This window comes from Marinobacter suaedae, assembly GCF_030519635.1.
GTDB lineage: Bacteria > Pseudomonadota > Gammaproteobacteria > Pseudomonadales > Oleiphilaceae > Marinobacter > Marinobacter suaedae.
In genome coordinates this window covers 578,185-593,397 of sequence record NZ_JAUMIS010000001.1, presented here as the reverse complement: position 1 = coordinate 593,397, position 15,213 = coordinate 578,185, and the positions used below count along the sequence as shown (strand labels likewise).

Annotated in this window: 18 protein-coding genes; 10 read left to right on the top strand and 8 right to left on the bottom strand. The window is 55.9% G+C overall.

All coding sequences use genetic code 11. The annotated features are described in order from the left end of the window. The first annotated feature begins 59 nt into the window (after nt 1-59). Nucleotides 60-449 (top strand): DUF2750 domain-containing protein, encoded by a 390-nt coding sequence (locus QVZ43_RS02700; protein WP_302908770.1) that lies wholly within the window; start codon nt 60-62, stop codon nt 447-449. A 90-nt stretch (nt 450-539) separates the two neighbouring features. Here the strand turns inward: QVZ43_RS02700 and QVZ43_RS02695 are convergent, their stop codons facing one another. Together QVZ43_RS02695 and QVZ43_RS02690 are read right to left on the bottom strand one after the other, a co-directional pair. Further along, nucleotides 540-968 carry a VOC family protein gene (locus QVZ43_RS02695; protein WP_302908769.1) on the bottom strand — a complete coding sequence of 143 codons (429 nt, stop codon included), beginning with the start codon at nt 966-968 and terminating at the stop codon, nt 540-542. 295 nt (nt 969-1,263) lie between these two features. Further along, entirely contained in the window at nt 1,264-1,470 is a 207-nt protein-coding gene (locus QVZ43_RS02690) for a cold-shock protein (protein WP_223794247.1), read from the bottom strand. Nucleotides 1,471-1,920: 450 nt separating this feature from the next. Between QVZ43_RS02690 and QVZ43_RS02685 the strand changes: the two genes are divergently transcribed. After that, nucleotides 1,921-2,457 (top strand): CHRD domain-containing protein, encoded by a 537-nt coding sequence (locus QVZ43_RS02685; protein ID WP_302908768.1) that lies wholly within the window; start codon nt 1,921-1,923, stop codon nt 2,455-2,457. Between the two features lie 71 nt (nt 2,458-2,528). On the opposite strand, the gene QVZ43_RS02680 is transcribed toward QVZ43_RS02685, so the two are convergent. Both QVZ43_RS02680 and QVZ43_RS02675 read right to left on the bottom strand, forming a co-directional pair. After that, a complete protein-coding gene (locus QVZ43_RS02680) occupies nt 2,529-3,503 on the bottom strand; it encodes a ribonuclease Z (RefSeq protein ID WP_302908767.1) in 975 nt (324 codons plus the stop codon). Nucleotides 3,504-3,520: 17 nt separating this feature from the next. Beyond that, nucleotides 3,521-4,255 carry a maleate cis-trans isomerase family protein gene (locus tag QVZ43_RS02675; RefSeq protein ID WP_302908766.1) on the bottom strand — a complete coding sequence of 245 codons (735 nt, stop codon included), beginning with the start codon at nt 4,253-4,255 and terminating at the stop codon, nt 3,521-3,523. 251 nt (nt 4,256-4,506) lie between these two features. Between QVZ43_RS02675 and QVZ43_RS02670 the strand changes: the two genes are divergently transcribed. Together QVZ43_RS02670 and QVZ43_RS02665 are read left to right on the top strand one after the other, a co-directional pair. Beyond that, nucleotides 4,507-5,172, top strand: a complete 666-nt coding sequence (locus tag QVZ43_RS02670) for a DUF4124 domain-containing protein (RefSeq protein WP_302908765.1) — start codon at nt 4,507-4,509, stop codon at nt 5,170-5,172. Between the two features lie 83 nt (nt 5,173-5,255). Then, complete coding sequence (locus tag QVZ43_RS02665) at nt 5,256-6,356, top strand: mandelate racemase/muconate lactonizing enzyme family protein (RefSeq protein WP_302908764.1); 1,101 nt, start codon at nt 5,256-5,258, stop codon at nt 6,354-6,356. A gap of 19 nt (nt 6,357-6,375) precedes the next feature. Here the strand turns inward: QVZ43_RS02665 and QVZ43_RS02660 are convergent, their stop codons facing one another. After that, nucleotides 6,376-7,491, bottom strand: a complete 1,116-nt coding sequence (locus QVZ43_RS02660; protein ID WP_302908763.1) for a hypothetical protein — start codon at nt 7,489-7,491, stop codon at nt 6,376-6,378. Between the two features lie 106 nt (nt 7,492-7,597). After that, complete coding sequence (locus QVZ43_RS02655) at nt 7,598-8,761, bottom strand: AI-2E family transporter (RefSeq protein ID WP_302908762.1); 1,164 nt, start codon at nt 8,759-8,761, stop codon at nt 7,598-7,600. A 215-nt stretch (nt 8,762-8,976) separates the two neighbouring features. Between QVZ43_RS02655 and QVZ43_RS02650 the strand changes: the two genes are divergently transcribed. Further along, nucleotides 8,977-9,300, top strand: coding sequence for an ElaB/YgaM/YqjD family protein (locus tag QVZ43_RS02650; protein ID WP_302908761.1), 324 nt, complete (start codon nt 8,977-8,979; stop codon nt 9,298-9,300). Nucleotides 9,301-9,304: 4 nt separating this feature from the next. Continuing rightward, nucleotides 9,305-9,769, top strand: coding sequence for a hypothetical protein (locus QVZ43_RS02645; protein WP_302908760.1), 465 nt, complete (start codon nt 9,305-9,307; stop codon nt 9,767-9,769). A 23-nt stretch (nt 9,770-9,792) separates the two neighbouring features. Here QVZ43_RS02645 and QVZ43_RS02640 read toward each other — a convergent pair whose 3' ends face one another. Continuing rightward, nucleotides 9,793-10,623, bottom strand: coding sequence for an outer membrane beta-barrel protein (locus QVZ43_RS02640; protein WP_302908759.1), 831 nt, complete (start codon nt 10,621-10,623; stop codon nt 9,793-9,795). Between the two features lie 146 nt (nt 10,624-10,769). On the opposite strand from QVZ43_RS02640, the gene QVZ43_RS02635 reads away from it, so the two are divergent. The 4 genes from QVZ43_RS02635 to QVZ43_RS02620 all read left to right on the top strand — a co-directional run bounded on the left by QVZ43_RS02635 (nt 10,770) and on the right by QVZ43_RS02620 (nt 12,953). Beyond that, the gene (locus QVZ43_RS02635; protein ID WP_302908758.1) at nt 10,770-11,555 is read left to right on the top strand and encodes a glycoside hydrolase family protein; all 786 of its coding nucleotides are present in this window, start codon (nt 10,770-10,772) and stop codon (nt 11,553-11,555) included. 69 nt (nt 11,556-11,624) lie between these two features. Continuing rightward, nucleotides 11,625-11,999 carry a hypothetical protein gene (locus QVZ43_RS02630; protein WP_302908757.1) on the top strand — a complete coding sequence of 125 codons (375 nt, stop codon included), beginning with the start codon at nt 11,625-11,627 and terminating at the stop codon, nt 11,997-11,999. 23 nt (nt 12,000-12,022) lie between these two features. Next, nucleotides 12,023-12,346: a hypothetical protein gene (locus QVZ43_RS02625; RefSeq protein ID WP_302908756.1), complete on the top strand. Its 324-nt coding sequence runs from the start codon at nt 12,023-12,025 to the stop codon at nt 12,344-12,346. Then, nucleotides 12,339-12,953 (top strand): hypothetical protein, encoded by a 615-nt coding sequence (locus tag QVZ43_RS02620; RefSeq protein WP_302908755.1) that lies wholly within the window; start codon nt 12,339-12,341, stop codon nt 12,951-12,953. Before QVZ43_RS02625 ends, QVZ43_RS02620 begins: the two co-directional genes overlap by 8 nt. Nucleotides 12,954-13,511: 558 nt before the next feature. Here the strand turns inward: QVZ43_RS02620 and QVZ43_RS02615 are convergent. Continuing rightward, complete coding sequence (locus tag QVZ43_RS02615) at nt 13,512-14,999, bottom strand: M17 family metallopeptidase (protein WP_302908754.1); 1,488 nt, start codon at nt 14,997-14,999, stop codon at nt 13,512-13,514. Between the last annotated feature and the right edge of the window lie 214 nt (nt 15,000-15,213).

Genomic DNA, 15,213 nt, shown 5'->3' with positions numbered 1-15,213 from the left:
TCATTTACCAAAATACAGGCATGCCTGTTCGAGGCCTGCCTTAGCGGAGCAAAGTCACCATGAGTGAAAATCCGACCGATCACGTGCTTGGCATGGATGGCGAAGAACGCTACGACTACTTTCTGGATGCAGTGGCGGAAGAGCGGGAAATCTGGATTCTGGTCAATGAGGCCAGTCAGTTTCTGAAGATTGTCTCTGAAGAAGATCGCGTGGCGTATTTGCCGGTCTGGCCCAGCGATGCGTTTGCCGCCGATTACGCAGAAGGGGCAGGGGATTTGTCGCCAAAAGCGATTTCCCTGCCGGACTTTTTCAAGAAATGGGTACCGGGATTAACCCGGGATGGCATTGATATCGGGGTGTTTCCCGGTGCGCAAATCGAGCTCTGGATCACCGAGCCGGAGGAACTGAAGCGGGATTTGCAGGAAGTGCTGTCCGGGCCGGCTTTCTAGCTGGAGCCTATGTTCCGGCGCCATTCTAAACACTGACAATTTGAGCGCTCCGCCGCCAATAAGTTGCTTCGCAGGCCGTGGATGAGCGGATCAGTCCTTCCTGAAAAGCTCGTTCATGTCCTTGAACGCCTTAAATTCAAGCGCGTTACCGCAGGGATCGAACAAGAACATCGTTGCCTGTTCCCCCACCTGCCCTTCGAAGCGAACATAGGGCTCGATCACAAACTTTGTTCCCAGTGATTTCAGACGCTCTGCGAGCGCTTGCCACTGTTTCCACTCGAGGATTACGCCGAAGTGGGGAACAGGAACATCGTGTCCGTCGACCGGGTTAGTGTGCGCGGCTTTCTGGGAGGCTGTCTTCGGATGCTCGTGAATAACCAGTTGATGGCCGAAGAAATTGAAATCAACCCAGTGGTCGCTGGAGCGGCCTTCCTCCAACCCGAAGACATCGTTATAGAACTGCCGGGCGGCTACCAGATCGTATACGGGGATCGCCAGATGAAAGGGGGAAAGGCTCATCGAGTACTCCTTGGATTCTGATGAAATAAGTTTGGGTAATTTCTTGACGATCACATGAGGAGCGGACTCAGTCAACGGAAGTTCTTATTCCATCTTGGGACGTCCTCGAACAGGCAATCCGAATAGTTGCAAATTGGGCGTTTTCGGTGGCAGGGATGCGTTCTGGAACCGCACTGTCAGAGACTGTTCCTGGGTGGGAAGGGATCACGGAACATTCTCTTCCGCTCACTGCTGAAAGCTTGAACAAAAAAAGGCAGCCGAAGCCGCCTTTTTTACGAAACGTTAGTCGTCTGAATTACAGAGCGACAACGTTCTCCGCCTGAGGGCCTTTCTGGCCCTGAGTTACGGTGAACTCAACCTGCTGGCCTTCAGCCAGGGTCTTGAATCCGCCGCCTTGAATAGCGCTGTAGTGAACGAATACGTCAGGGCCGCCTTCGCGAGTGATGAAGCCAAAACCTTTAGTTTCGTTGAAGAACTTAACGGTGCCAGTAACAGTAGACATATTAGATATTCCTGAATCAATTTTTTAATGAATTGCAGACCAGCCTTGTGCCGGACATGCAACCGGGTGCGGAAACTAAGAAACACGCGGGATCAAAAACAGGACGGGTACTATTACTGCCAAACGTCTTATTCGTGAACTGCTTTGCTAACTCTTTCCAACGGCGACCACTGTACCCCTGTTGGTTGTGAATGACCAGCTTTTTTTATAAGGAAAACAACCTATAGGGGGTAGCTGTCGTAAGGCATATCCATCTGCTTTTCTCATCATCACGGCTTTGTGACTCAGCCAGTGGCCCAGTCTGGCCGTCATCAAAGGGAATGACGGATGGTAAGAGCCAATCAGATTGATCTAAGGCTTTCCTCCTGAAGCATGGAAGATTCATCGAGAGCGACTAGAGTTGGTGTGTTGATAACCAGAATGGTTCGTCCATTCGTTGGAGGAGGTCTGATGCTGTTGAGGTATCTGTTTGCGGCCCTACTGCTCGTCTTTTCGGTTGCGTCGGTCTACGCCTCGGCCATCTACACAGCTACCCTTGCCGGGGAAAACGAAGTGCCGCCGGTACAAACGCAAGCTTCTGGTGTAGCCAGTTTCGAACTCGATGCTACGCAGACCCGGTTGGACTATCGGGTTGACGTATCGGGCCTCAGTGACGTGATTGCGGCACACCTGCACCTGGCGCCGACCGGCCAGAACGGCGGCGTAGTCGCGAATGTATTGGCGTCTGCTGTTCCCGGTGGTGTGGTGAATGGGCCACTTGCAACCGGCACCCTGGAAGAGGCGGACCTCGTTGGAACCTTGACGGGGGCGTTTAGCCTTTTTATCGATGCGCTGAACACCGGAAGCTTGTACGTCAACGTGCATACTGAAGCCCATCCCTCGGGTGAGATTCGGGGGCAGGTAGGGCCTGTATCCATTGCTGAGCCCTCCTCGATAGCATTGATCCTGCTGTCGGTCGTGGTGTTTTTAATGCTGCGTCGGCACTGATGACCCTGCGGTGAGGCAAACCGCTTTCTGAATTTGCCCGCAGGTCTCCGCTTTAAGCCCGTTCGGGCGGATCAGGTTCCTTTGCTTAAGGGCACCAGGGAAAGATCCTTCTCCAGCCGATAAGTCTCGAAATCACGCGCAAGAAACAGGTTGCCCTGGTAGTGCTGCATGGCTTCGGCTGCTACCTGGCTGATGTGGGGCGTGCCAACCGGGCCGGACTGGTAACGGGAACTGAAGTGGGTGAGCACCAGGTTGGGCAGCTTTACCTGCTGGGCAAAGCGGGCTACCTGTTCGGCTGAGCTGTGTTGTGGCCAGGGGCCGACCCGGTCGGCCACTTCCTGGGTGTAGGTGGATTCGTGGACCAGCACATGGCTGTCCCTGGCGGCCTCTGCCAGCAGTTCGGGGGTGTCGTTGTCGCCCGCGACGATGAGTCGGCGTGCCGTGCGGGGGAGGTGTGTGTAATCGTCGCTTCTGATCAACCGCCCGTCATCGAGCAGCACGTCATTGCCTTTCTGCAATTCGCCCCAGCTCGGTCCTGGCTCGATTCCGTCCTGCCTCAACTCTGCCTGAAGGAGCTGGCGCTCCAGATGGCGCTCGGTGAACTTGTAGGCACGACAGGGTACGCGGTGGGACAGGGCCACATTGGTGACGCTGAAATAGTCGTCCTGCCAGTAAAAGTCGGGTGCTTCGGAGTCAATAAAGTTCAGGGAATAACTGAGGCTGGAATCACTGTTGTTGATTACAGCATGGATCAGGCGCTGAACCTGGGTGGGGGCAATAATATCCAACGGTTCAGTACGGCCAAGCATGGAGGCGCTGGTGAGTAGACCTGGCAGGCCGAAGGTATGGTCACCGTGAATATGGGTAATGAAGATCGCCCGTAGCTGCATCACCGAGTAGCGGGTACGCAGCAACTGGTGCTGGGTGCCTTCACCGCAGTCCACCAGATACCAGGGCTTGGGGCCAGACCGGCACAAAGCCAGCCCCGTCACGTTTCGCGACCGTGTCGGCGTACCGGCGGATGTACCCAGAAAGGTGAATTCCATGGTTTCCTGTTGGGTGCTCAGGGTATCTCTTCAAACAATGTACCCAACCTTGGCTGTGGTGTCAGTTTCCCGCATAACCGAAGGGCTTCCCAGAAACTCACCTGATTGGCGGTGAGCACCGTGGTGTCCGTGATTTCTTCAAGTTCCGTCAGCCAGGCGACAGAGTGCAGGGAGGTGTCGGGAATAAGAAGGGCATCAACCTCTCTGGGGGTATTCTGGAACGCGAGTTCGATGACGTCCTCTTTCCCAAGAGTTCCCACCTCAGCGGCGGTCACAATTCCCCGGCTCGAATGGTGAACCACGTCGATATCGAAATGATTGAGGAACTGGCAAAACAGAAGCGCCACATCTTCCGGGTAGGTGGCAGCGATGGCGACGCGCTTGGCATCAACCGCTTTCACGGCCCGGGCAAACGCCATGGCGGTTGTGGATGCCGGCACCCCGAGCTGCTTTTCCAAAGCGTCGATCTGCTGGCGGATTCCATCCAGTCCCAGAACGAAACTCGCGCTGGTGGATGTCCACATCACCGCTTCGATGCCGAGGCCTTCGAGGGACGTTGCGCCCTGTAACAGCCGGCTCATGCTGCCCATTTCGCTCAGCGCTTCGACCGTGTGGGCGTCTTCCAGAAACTCGGTGTGGACCAGATGAACCTCGGCTGGCGGTTCGATCATGGTACCCATCAGGGGAAAGTCATCTTCGGCCGCGTGGCCGGGGTAGAGGAAGCCCAGTCTGGCGGGCTGTATGCGGTGCATGCTTCCCTCCTTTTTTGTGGCTCATCCAGTGATCGGGTGGGGCGGGAACATGAGTGTTTGTTCTGGATCCGAACGTTGTTTGAGCTTAATAACCTCAAGTTAGTCTATGTCGGCGTCTTGCGAGGCGTTTTACCGCGGCCCCGACTCTCGCTTTTTGCAAAGTTTTACTTGTCCAGATGGGGGAGGGTTTCACTTTTTGCTTTACAGTACAGTGCAGTAGAGATGGATTTTACGGATATAGAGGACAACAAATGGATCTTGTTTTCGCCCTTCAGGTGATCGTTACTGGCTTCCTGATTTCTTTTTTCGCGCCTTCCGTGGCTCGAAAGCAGTCGTTGTCTCGCTCTTCGCTGGCACCCGTTGTACTTTTCGTTCTCTGTTTCGGTGAAGCCGAAATAGCGCAGGCTGCGGTTTACAAGTGTGTTGGAGAGGACGGGGAGTTGATGTTTACCGATCGTCCTTGCCCATCGGCAAGGGTGACTGACAACGTGGTTGATGTGACGCCCCCCGGCGCATCCACCAAATCAGAGACCCGGTTAACCCGGACAGATTCCACCAGCCGTGCACCTTCAAACACGCAGACAAGCATGTCCTGGAAGGCGAAGTGCACGTTCGAGAACGGCAAAACGGAGTGCGCAGAGGTCCAGCCGGATGTGCCTGATGTCGGAACGCTCAATTGTGAGCAAGCAACGAGAAGGGCGCATCAATGGATCAATCCACGAATTGAAAGCCGCCTCGTAAACAGCAACAGCAATGATGGTCCGGACTATCTTCTGGACACCTATCGGCAGATGAAGGTGGATACCAGCTTCTCTCGCTGCCAGAAAGCCACCGGATTATCACGCCGTTTCTTCCAGTGTCTCGACACGCCAGATAGCTGGTTGCCAGCTTGTATTCAGGAATTCCCGAGAATGTGACCCGCGTGTGAAGGTGGTTCCCTTCCCCTGCCAAGTCCGCGCTATGCTGAAGATGGAATTTTGGTTTTCAGGAGACCCCAACTATGCGTGTCGAGTCCATGGCGGTATACACAGCAGAGCTGGAATACGCCGGCAAGGCCTACGCGTTCGCGGGTGGGCGATCCCATACGGTGTTCACTACGACAGTCGTGGCCCTGGAGACCGATACCGGTCTGGCGGGATACGGGGAAGTGTGCCCCTGCGGTCCGAATTACATGGCAGCGTTTTCGGAGGGGCTGCCCTCATGTCTCGAGGTACTGGCCCCCACCGTCATTGGGCAAGATCCACGGCAGGTTGCCTGCATCAACGAGCGAATGGATCAGGCGCTGACCGGTCACTCGGTTGCCAAGGCGGCGATTGATATCGCGTGCTGGGATCTGCTGGGGAAGGCAGCCGGGTTACCGGTGTACACCTTGCTGGGTGGCCTGTTGAGCCCGTCTATGCCGTTGCACCGGATCGTGCCCCTGGCGGAACCCGGGGAAATGGAGGCCTCCTTGCGTCAATACCGTGCAGAGGGCTTTCGGCATATCCAGATCAAGCTGGGACATGAGGTTGAGGCGGACATCGAGCTGATGCAACGGCTTGGCCGCCTCAAACAGCCGGACGAACTCTGGGTTGGCGATGTGAACGCCGCGTGGCGTCGGGATCAGGCACTGCGGTTCTCCAGGGCGGTCGAGGATATCGATGTCTTCCTGGAGCAACCTTGCCGCGGTTATGACGAATGCCTGTCGGTACGACGGCGCTCCCGGCACCCCATCAAGCTGGATGAAGGGCTGAATTCGCTGGCGGATGTTCAGCGGGCGATACGGGATGACGCCATGGATGCCATGGCTCTGAAGGTCAGCAAGTTTGGTGGCCTGACCCGATCACGGGTTATACGGGATGTCTGCGCGGATGCCGGTATTCCCATGACCATCGAAGATGCCTGGGGCAGCGGCATAGCGACCGCTGCCTACGCTCACCTGGCAGCCAGCACGCCAGCGCAGGCATTACTGAACACCACGGATCTGCATAACTACAACACGTCACAGCTGGCCACAGGTGCGCCGGAGGTTGCGGGTGGACGGATGAGCCTGAGTGATCGGCCCGGCCTGGGGGTAGAACCGGATTTCTCGGCACTGGCGTTGCATGACGTGTTTGAATGATCAGGCCATCACACAGGTTTCATTTCCTGGGTTCAGCCGCCACTGCTTGGTGATTTCGTCCGCTCAGTACAGTGATCAAGTGTTGGGTCAGTCTGAGCGCTCCGGAGAGCAGGGGGCCAAGCAACCAGAGCATCCATCGGGCCAGATAGATGGCGGGTAGTAGCAGCAGGAACCAGCCGACGATCTGAAATGCCAGGGCCGGCACATTGAAAACTTCCGCCAGTTCCGCAAACAGATCGTTGATGATGCTGGGGTGGGATAGCACCAGATACCCGGCCCCGATGATCGCTGGCCATTTGGCGTATCGGGCAGTGCTGAGCACCCATCGCGCGCCTTGGCTTGCCCGGGTGGCGAGGGCCGCAGTACGGGTGCCCCGGCTGGCACCGCGGGTGGTCACCGTGGCTGCACGGCCCAGCCGAAGCACTTTGGTGGCGCTGGCGAACAGCAGCACATCCACCGATGCCCAACCGATATCACCGGCAGAAATGGGTTCATCCGCCCGGTACTTGATTTCCAGATCCCTAATGCCACTGGTGAAAAACTGGTTCAGCCCTTCCAGAACCCGCTCGGTCACGATCCAGTGGGTCTTGCCCTGGGCGTCGACGTTAAACTGACCGATAAAATCATGCCCCTCGCTCTGGATGAAGTTCACCGCGTACCAGCCTCGCTCTGTTGGCGTCAGTTGTTCGCTGGGCGCAGCGGCTTCGGTATCGGCTTCCCCGTAAAAGAATCGCTTGATCGCGTCGTACTGTTCGGCCGCGTTTCGCATCCATTCAATCGAGCGAATCGGGTGGCTCGCAAAGTACTGAATCGGGGGCAGGGCATGTTCCCCGTAGCGTCTCAGGATGTTCTGGAACTCCGGTTCCGAGCCATAGAGCGGGAACAGCTGGTGGGCCATCTCGGGATAACGCATGAGTGCGGCTTCCGCCTTCAACAGCAGCAATCGGTCATTGGCCATGTCCAGCAGAAAGGCCTGAACTTCGATGGGCTGTTCCTCCAGCGCCGGAAAGTCCTCCAGCACATCGCTGGCGTGAACCTGGATCAGCCGCTGTTCGATGGGCACCGGCCTGATGGCCAGGCTGATACAGACCGCAAGTATCAAGGCAATGATGCTGGTCAGGAGTAGCTTCTTCACATAGGTTCCGTGTGTTTTGGGCTTTCAGCCCCTGATTTCGGATTTGTTGAGGCGTCGCTCACCTTAAGTTGAGCTGATTTTCACCCAGTTGTCAGCGAAGGTGATGCTATTTTCCGAGAATTTCTCCCAGGCCCCGCAAGTTGGAAACGTGATCGCAAATGGACTTGGTGATCATCAAAATCGGTGTGGCAACAATGAGGCCCACCGGACCCCATAACCATCCCCAGAACAACAGCCCGACAAAAATCGTAACCGCATTCAGACTGGTGATGAAACTGGTCAGCCACGGCGTCAGCAGATAGCCCTGTACGCTGCTGATGACCAGCGACAGCCCGCCGACAAGGACCGCCATATTCAGTTCGCCAAACTGCACAAACGCGGCAAGCCCCGAGCCAATCAGCACCAGGAAGGGGCCCAGGTACGGAATGGCGCTGGCTACCCCTGCAAGCACACCCCACAGTGCGGCCTGATCCAGATCCACTGCCAGAAACGCGAGCCAGGTGACGACGCCAACAAGCAGGCCACTGAGTACCGTCACAAAGAGGAACCGACGCACCTGGCGGTGGACATCGGCCATGATCCTGGCCGCTTTGCGCATTCGGGCGATGGACGGGCCGGCGAGTTTGACGATCTTGCGCTGGTAGATTGACCCTGCAGCCAGCAGAAAATACACCAGGAACAGCACCGAAAAGAGCTGGGAGACCAGCACCAGCGCCGCCGGCGTGCTCTCGATGACATACTGCTGGATGTCGAACGGCTTCTCCACTTCCTGGACCCGGGTGACGCCCGTTGGAGGACCCTCGGATTGCTCCGTGTCGCTCGATGCCGTGTCCTCGATCTCCTTGGCGACTTTCTGGGCTTTCTCGACAATGCTTTCTTCATCCGGGGTGTTCAGTTGTTTGCGCTGAAACTTGTCGAAAGCCGCCGGGATACGGTCCAGCATGGTGATGGCTTCGTTTTTGAGAGGCACGCCAGCAACCCCGACCACGCTGACCAGTAAAGACAGAATGATGGCGGCGCCGAGAGGCCGGGGAATTCTGAGCCGCCGGAGGCCCGCCACCAGCGGGTCCAGGGTAAAGCTGATCAGTATTGCCAGCACCAACGGAAGCAGTACTGCTTTCGCCCACTCAATGAAATACAGGGTGACCACGCAGGCCACAACGAGCAGCGCGACACTGCGAATGTTAACAGCGTCCAGCAGAGGCGGGTTCGTCCCTTTCGCGTCCGTTTTTTCCCTGTCGTCCTCATTTGGACGTCCGCTTGATCTCATGAGCGCAAGTACCCCGGAAATTGCCCGTGCCGTTAGTGAGTCTAGTGGCTATTTGCCCATCCGGTGGATTGTTGGGAAGGGCGATGAGCCTTCGGTTTTCCGGCGGTGTGCTACGCTGATTCGATGATGGTGACTGGTTGAGCCGCAGGCGGTTCATGGCTCCCGGTTTGGCTGTACCTCATTGGCAGTTAACGGGTTCAAGGGGAGGCAGGCAAATGGAAGCGAAATCCGGTCAGGACGAATACAGTCAGGTAAAGCAGGATTTACAACAGCTTCGCGATGATCTGGCGAAACTCACGAGAGCGGTGACGGAAGAACAGAAAGGCAATATCAGCAGTCTGCGCGACGAAATCCGACGGGAAAGCCAGGCGGCTTTTGATCAGGTTCGGCAGAAAGGGAACGAGGCCGTTGACCGTGCCAAGAACGCCGGTGACAAAGCCATTCACGACGTAGAACGGAAGATTGAAGAGCGGCCATTGCTGAGCGTCATCATTATGTTTCTGATTGGCGTTCTGGTTGGCAAGTTGCTCGATCGTTAGTCCCATGATCGACTCCACGGTACTCAAGAATGCCGTTCGAAAAATCATTGCGGGGGTTGTCGGGCTGATCGTTGCTGTCATTCTTCTGTGCGCTCTCCTGATCACCTCCTTCTACCTGCTTGTTCAGGCTTCAGTACAGGCGCTCACGCCGCTGGTGGGTAACACCGAAGCTATGGCGATTGTGGGCGGAAGTTGTGGGTTGATTCTGGTGTTGTTCTTCTGGGGATTGATCGCACCACGATCGTCTTCGAAGACCAAAAAAGCGAGCGGTGACAGAGGTGGACTGTCCGTCGATTCGGTGCGGGCCATTATCCGTGAACACCCAATGGAATCCGCCATGACGGCTTTTGCCATGGGCGTAGTGCAGCAGACGGACCCGAAGCTCCGGTCAGTTTTGCTACAGGGCGGCTTCGAGTTGATGAAACGGCAGGACCTGACGGGGGCTCCTGAGACCGAACCGCCACCTTGAGGGGAAAAGAGCGTACTGAAAACTCAGAAAAAGAACGCGCCGTAGAGCCGGGCTCCCCGATACAGGTCTTTCACGGTGCCATTCAGGTCGTCGTCGTTCACGTCAACGTCTATGGCGAGCCGGGACAGGGAACCTCCGATGGAGAAGTTGTCCAGCATCCGGTACTCCGCACCGATTTGCAGTTCCAGAAGGGAACCACGAATCTCATCCTGGAAATCGAAGTAGAAACTGTCCATCCGAACTCGAGTGGTCAAGCGCGGTGTAACGGCATAGTCCATTCGAAAACCGAAAATCGGCATAGGGGCAGTCGTTGATGCTGTTTCGGCAACACGGTTGCCCGAACCCTTCAGTTCCGCTTCGTAATCAAGGACGTTGAAGCCTGCTGAGATGGCCAGTTCCACTTTGTCCAGATGGTAAAAACTGTAGGCATAGGCAATCTTATAGAAGTTATTTTTGATTCGGCTGTTTACCTGGGCCGTGGCGCTGAACGTGCGGTCGAGGAATTTGATTTCGCGGGTGATGGTCTGGCTGCCTTTCCGGTCCAGTTGAAAGGCCCCTAATTCGATACGATGTCGGTCGTTGAAGCGATAGTACGCGTCGAAAAACGGAGTGGTGATTCTGGTGTCTCCGTCCAGGTCCCGCTCGAAGTCGATGGTAGTGCCCAGGCCTGTTTTTACGCCGTTGGCGGTGAGGCTTGTGGCGGAATCAAACACCGAAAATGCACCCACCTGAAGCATGACTTTGTCAGGAAAGGCCTCGCTTTCAACGTCTTCGGCCATGGCATGGGAGGACATCATGAGTGCGCCGAAAATCGGGGGGAGCACGGTCAGGTTAACGAAGCGGAGTGGTTTCATGAGCGGCCGGCCTTTTGATGTGAGCTGAAACGACAGTACGGCCTGATCCGCTGCTTCAATTAACACCGGAGTATTGGACAGCGTCGGGAATTCTGCAAATGAATGGCTGATCAGATCTTGAACAACAAACCTCGGGGAGGGCACCCATGGCAGCGCACCTGAAACCTCGTATTCAGCGTATCCAGCGGCACCTGGGGATTACCCCGGACGGCGTGATCGGCGTGGAAACACTGACTGCCCTTGAAAACCGGTTGTTCGGCCCGTCCATGGCGGTCGATCCGGAAGCCGGTGAATCCCTGATCGTCACGCAAAAGGGACTGAAGTTTCTGGTCAAGCATGAAATCAGCTCGGAGGCTTATTACCGGAAGTTTCTTTGCTCGCCGGTGCATCCCGGTGGCCAGTCTGGCGTGACCATCGGTATTGGTTATGACCTTGGATACAACACGGCCAACCAGGTCCGCAACGATTGGGCAGGCATGATTGGTGACGCGACCCTGGAACAGTTGCTTGTGGTTTGCGGACTGAAAGGCAGTTCTGCGAAATCCGTTGTAAAGAATCTCGGTGATCTGGATATCCCCCTGGATGCGGCGGAGCAGGTTTTTTATCAGTGCACCTTGCCCCGCTACGCGAAAAACACGGCGAGGGCCTACCCCGGGGTTGAGAAGCTTTTTCCCGATGCCCAGGCCGCGCTTTTGTCGCTGGTGTATAACCGGGGAACCAGGATGTCCGGGAGTCACCGGCGCGAAATGAAGGCGATTCAAGCCTGGGTGGCGGAGCAGGATTACAAAGCGATAGCGGATGAAATCAAAGCGATGAAGCGACTTTGGGAAAACCAGGGCTTGCCGGGCTTGCTCAAGCGCAGGGATGATGAAGCCCGGATGGTGCTCGGTGCGGACCGGGAATACGAGGACGACGAGCTGGTACGGTTGTGAGGCCGCTTTTGAGTCATGGTGCATGAACCGATATGATCTCGGGCCATTGCCAGCTACGGAAGCTATTCCATGAAATTCCCCAAAGTCACGATCATTCTGGTCACCGCTGCCCTTGCGTTTGTTCTGTGGGAACAATCTCAGTCGCCGTCTGAACCGCTGGATGCGAGCCGTTTTCAGAACCTCCCGGCCAATCCTGCCGAGCGCGGCGTGGTTGTGGATTATGTGGTCGATCAGATCCCATCGCTGTGCGAACAAACCACGGAAAGCTCCGATGCGCGGGAGGCGTGTGTCGAGCAAAGTGAAAGTAGAACCTCATCCTGTCGCCGGGCCGTCTACGACCGTTTCCCTGAGATCATTGCCTCCGAAAAGATGTTCCGAGACCTGTCGATCAATATGATGAATTGTCTGATGCCCCAGTCCGGGGTGGTTCAGCCGGCATCCTGACAATTCCAATAAAGGCCAGTCCAATGTCTGAAGATCCTCTCAAGTCCCTGTCCGATATGGTCAGCGACGCTCATGCCAGCATTCAGGCTGCCCATGAGCATATTAACCCGGTGGTGGAAGTGCGCCGTGGTATGCGTAATTCAGGCATCCCGGCGGATGTCATCACCATTGACTGCCTGCGAACCCGTCGCCGCATTACCCTGATCCTGCACGACGAACAGCCGGGCGTACTGCTTTACCAGTTCATCACCATCGAGGAAGAGGTTGGGGATAACTTTCAGGGCATTGCACTTGCTGAGGTCAGTGTGAAGAAACTATGCGAATGGATGGTGGAGTATTTTGGCTAGTATCGATTTAAGGGTTCCGAGTTCTCCCTCTGAAAGGTTTGTGTTGCGATTCGTTCTTCAATACGTAGCACATTCGGTGACTGTCTTTTCCATGGTTGGCTGGAGTGTCTTTGGTTTGATGGTTCTGGATTTGTACTCCAGTGACATCACTCGGACCGTGTTTGAGGCGTTGATTGATCTCGGCGTCGATGAATTGGCCCCGATGAGAGAGGGTCGCTCAGTTGTTGTCAGTACAGAGGCCAGTGAGATCGGATCAAACAGCATTGATGGCTGGGGTGTATTTGAGGGCATCATTGGTAATGTCATGCTCGGCCTCCTGTTCGTAACCGCTATTACAACGACCATGTTCCGGAGAAGTCTATCTATCCCCACCGAGACAAAGCTAAAGGCCATACGCTGGGGTGCTTTCGTCATACTCGTTGGTACCGCCATCAGCGGTTTTCTGGATCCAGAAAAATCAAGTAACTTGGGGCATCTAGTTGCAACGTTTATTTTTGGTGCAGGAATGGCGGTTTTTATCTTGGTCGTCAGCTACGGAGCCGTGCTCATTAACGTCTTTCTGAGGGAATATCTCGAGGCTGTGGCAGAGTTTGAGCGAGGGGGATAATCTCTGCCCCGAGTTTCCTATATAATTTCTATTATCGCTCTGGTATTGCAGGTTTTTTCGGACGGCAGGACATGATAAGCGTATCGATTGATAATCACCCCACTAGTTTTGCCGAATGAAAGCTTCACCAGACGGGCGCGTATAGGCAATTCGGCGATCAAAATATCGCCACAGTGTGGGAAGGCTTGATTTACAGGGCAAGAGAGCACCTTTCAAAGCCGTGCTCACAAAGTTATCCACAGATTATGTGTGTAAGTGGCCGCGCCAACATGGTGCGGGCAGAAGGTTTGCTCTGGATAAGTTTCTTTCAGATTAATAGGTCTGGTTTAAGGCTTGTTTTTAGATGGTTCTCTGATTTTCAGGTCGCTTGCAGTCAGCGCCGAAAAGATTCGTCAGTTCGACAGGCGAGCAACGATAGCGCACCGAACAATACATAAGCGCCTGCACGATCAAAATATCGCCACTCTTGGTGAGGGCTTGAATGACGGGGGCAGGAGACGCCTTTCAAGCCTGTGCTCACAACGTTATCCACAGTTTTTGTGGGAAAGTAACATTTGCTTATGACTCAGCAATCCGCTGGAGCCACTCCACACCAAAACGAACCCCAAATCCCTGAACCTCAGTGGGAATAACGCCCAGACCGCCTTTGTGAGTACCTGTAGGGGCAATATCGACATGCAGCCAACCGATGTTGTCGTCCACGAACTTACTTAAGAAACGCGCGGCGTAGATATGGTCGCCCGCTCCCTCCACCCGGCATTGCAAGGTATCGGCAAGGTCGGACTCAAGGTCTTCGTCATAATCGCGCTCGAACGGAAATGGCCAGACCCTCTCGCCACAGCGCTCTCCGGCCTCAATTATGGGCTCAAGCCAGGTTCGACGGTTGGTGAAGCCACCTGCGATCCGTTGTCCCAGAGCGGAAACGCAGGAGCCAGTCAGGGTCGCATAATCCAGCATGGCCCTGGGCTTTGATCGGGAGGCGAGGGCAAGCGTATCGGCCAGAACCATGCGGCCCTCGGCATCGGTGTTTACGATTTCGATCGTGGTGCCGTTCATGGCCGTGACCACATCATTGCTCTTGGCGGCCTTTGGACCAATGTGATTTTCTGCCAGAGCCAGCCAGCAGTCGACCGGGTGGGGAAATTTCAGCCTGGTCAACGCGAGCAGGGTGCCCAGTGCCACCGCGCTGCCCTGCATGTCGCCGTTCATGCCACGCATGTGACCACTCACTTTCAGGTCGCTGCCACCGGTATCGAAGCAGACACCCTTTCCGGCCAGCGCCAGAGGGGGGGCATCAACTCCGGGTGGTCGGTACTGCAGGTGCAGGATGCCGGCGTCCGGTGTGGGGCTTGCCTGAACCACCGAGAGAAACGCGCCGGCGCCCAGTTCTTTGAGTTCGTCGATGCCATAAAACCGGCTGGCCCAACCTTCTCTTGTTGCAAGCGTTTCCGCGTATTGCTGGTAGAGCCCGGGAGTCAGGTAGTTGCCGGGCAACTGGGTGAGCCAGCGAGCCAGGTTGTTGCCTTCGGCCGTTGCTCTGGTTGTGGAAAAGTCGGCGTCATCGAAATTGCCATAGAAGTTCATCGCCCGCAGTGCCACGGGATCCGCTGCCTTGCCGGTCATTCTTGGAAGCTGAAACAGATGAGCCATGCCTGAGGCGACCAGAGCATCGGCCATGGTGCTGACTTTTTCGACGTCGGCGAACAGCGAAATCACATTGACGGTGATGGCACGTTCCTTCATCAGTGGGCCGAGAGCTTTACGGGCCAGTGTGGCGTAGCTGAAGGTCGTTTTCGTGTCCGGGACAAACAGGATTGCTGTGCGGTGGCCCCTGGGGCCACTCAGGAAAACTGGGTTGGTGGACGTGGGGAAATCCGTCAGCCGAAGGGTCAGGAAATCTCCCCACGGAGCCCTCAGCAAGGCTTTGCGGTCAGATTCAGGAACCAGTAGCACCAGACTAACACTGGTATCGAAGTCCCAGGCTGCGGGCACCCGGTGGTCCGTGTCGATTTTTAGTTCGGGTAATTTGGGCAGATCGAGAACCATGGCTGACCTCTGTGCTGGCGAATGTGGCCTGATTCAGAGGATAGTCCCGATCTCATTGTCTGCCATGGAGAAGCTCGACTAGCCCACCCGTTTCTCTTCATAGGGTGACAACCAGTTTTCGATCGCTTTCTGACCTGGTTGTTTTCCAGTCACTTTGGGCGGAGGCTTGATAACAGGCGCTTCGTCCCTCCTTTCCCGCCGGTGCTCACAGAGT

Coding starts and splice junctions, on each gene's coding strand:
- QVZ43_RS02700 (WP_302908770.1), top strand. CDS start 60: ATGAGTGAAAATCCGACCGATCACGTGCTTGGCATGGATGGCGAAGAA.
- QVZ43_RS02695 (WP_302908769.1), bottom strand. CDS start 968: ATGAGCCTTTCCCCCTTTCATCTGGCGATCCCCGTATACGATCTGGTA.
- QVZ43_RS02690 (WP_223794247.1), bottom strand. CDS start 1,470: ATGTCTACTGTTACTGGCACCGTTAAGTTCTTCAACGAAACTAAAGGT.
- QVZ43_RS02685 (WP_302908768.1), top strand. CDS start 1,921: ATGCTGTTGAGGTATCTGTTTGCGGCCCTACTGCTCGTCTTTTCGGTT.
- QVZ43_RS02680 (WP_302908767.1), bottom strand. CDS start 3,503: ATGGAATTCACCTTTCTGGGTACATCCGCCGGTACGCCGACACGGTCG.
- QVZ43_RS02675 (WP_302908766.1), bottom strand. CDS start 4,255: ATGCACCGCATACAGCCCGCCAGACTGGGCTTCCTCTACCCCGGCCAC.
- QVZ43_RS02670 (WP_302908765.1), top strand. CDS start 4,507: ATGGATCTTGTTTTCGCCCTTCAGGTGATCGTTACTGGCTTCCTGATT.
- QVZ43_RS02665 (WP_302908764.1), top strand. CDS start 5,256: ATGCGTGTCGAGTCCATGGCGGTATACACAGCAGAGCTGGAATACGCC.
- QVZ43_RS02655 (WP_302908762.1), bottom strand. CDS start 8,761: ATGAGATCAAGCGGACGTCCAAATGAGGACGACAGGGAAAAAACGGAC.
- QVZ43_RS02650 (WP_302908761.1), top strand. CDS start 8,977: ATGGAAGCGAAATCCGGTCAGGACGAATACAGTCAGGTAAAGCAGGAT.
- QVZ43_RS02645 (WP_302908760.1), top strand. CDS start 9,305: ATGATCGACTCCACGGTACTCAAGAATGCCGTTCGAAAAATCATTGCG.
- QVZ43_RS02640 (WP_302908759.1), bottom strand. CDS start 10,623: ATGAAACCACTCCGCTTCGTTAACCTGACCGTGCTCCCCCCGATTTTC.
- QVZ43_RS02635 (WP_302908758.1), top strand. CDS start 10,770: ATGGCAGCGCACCTGAAACCTCGTATTCAGCGTATCCAGCGGCACCTG.
- QVZ43_RS02630 (WP_302908757.1), top strand. CDS start 11,625: ATGAAATTCCCCAAAGTCACGATCATTCTGGTCACCGCTGCCCTTGCG.
- QVZ43_RS02625 (WP_302908756.1), top strand. CDS start 12,023: ATGTCTGAAGATCCTCTCAAGTCCCTGTCCGATATGGTCAGCGACGCT.
- QVZ43_RS02615 (WP_302908754.1), bottom strand. CDS start 14,999: ATGGTTCTCGATCTGCCCAAATTACCCGAACTAAAAATCGACACGGAC.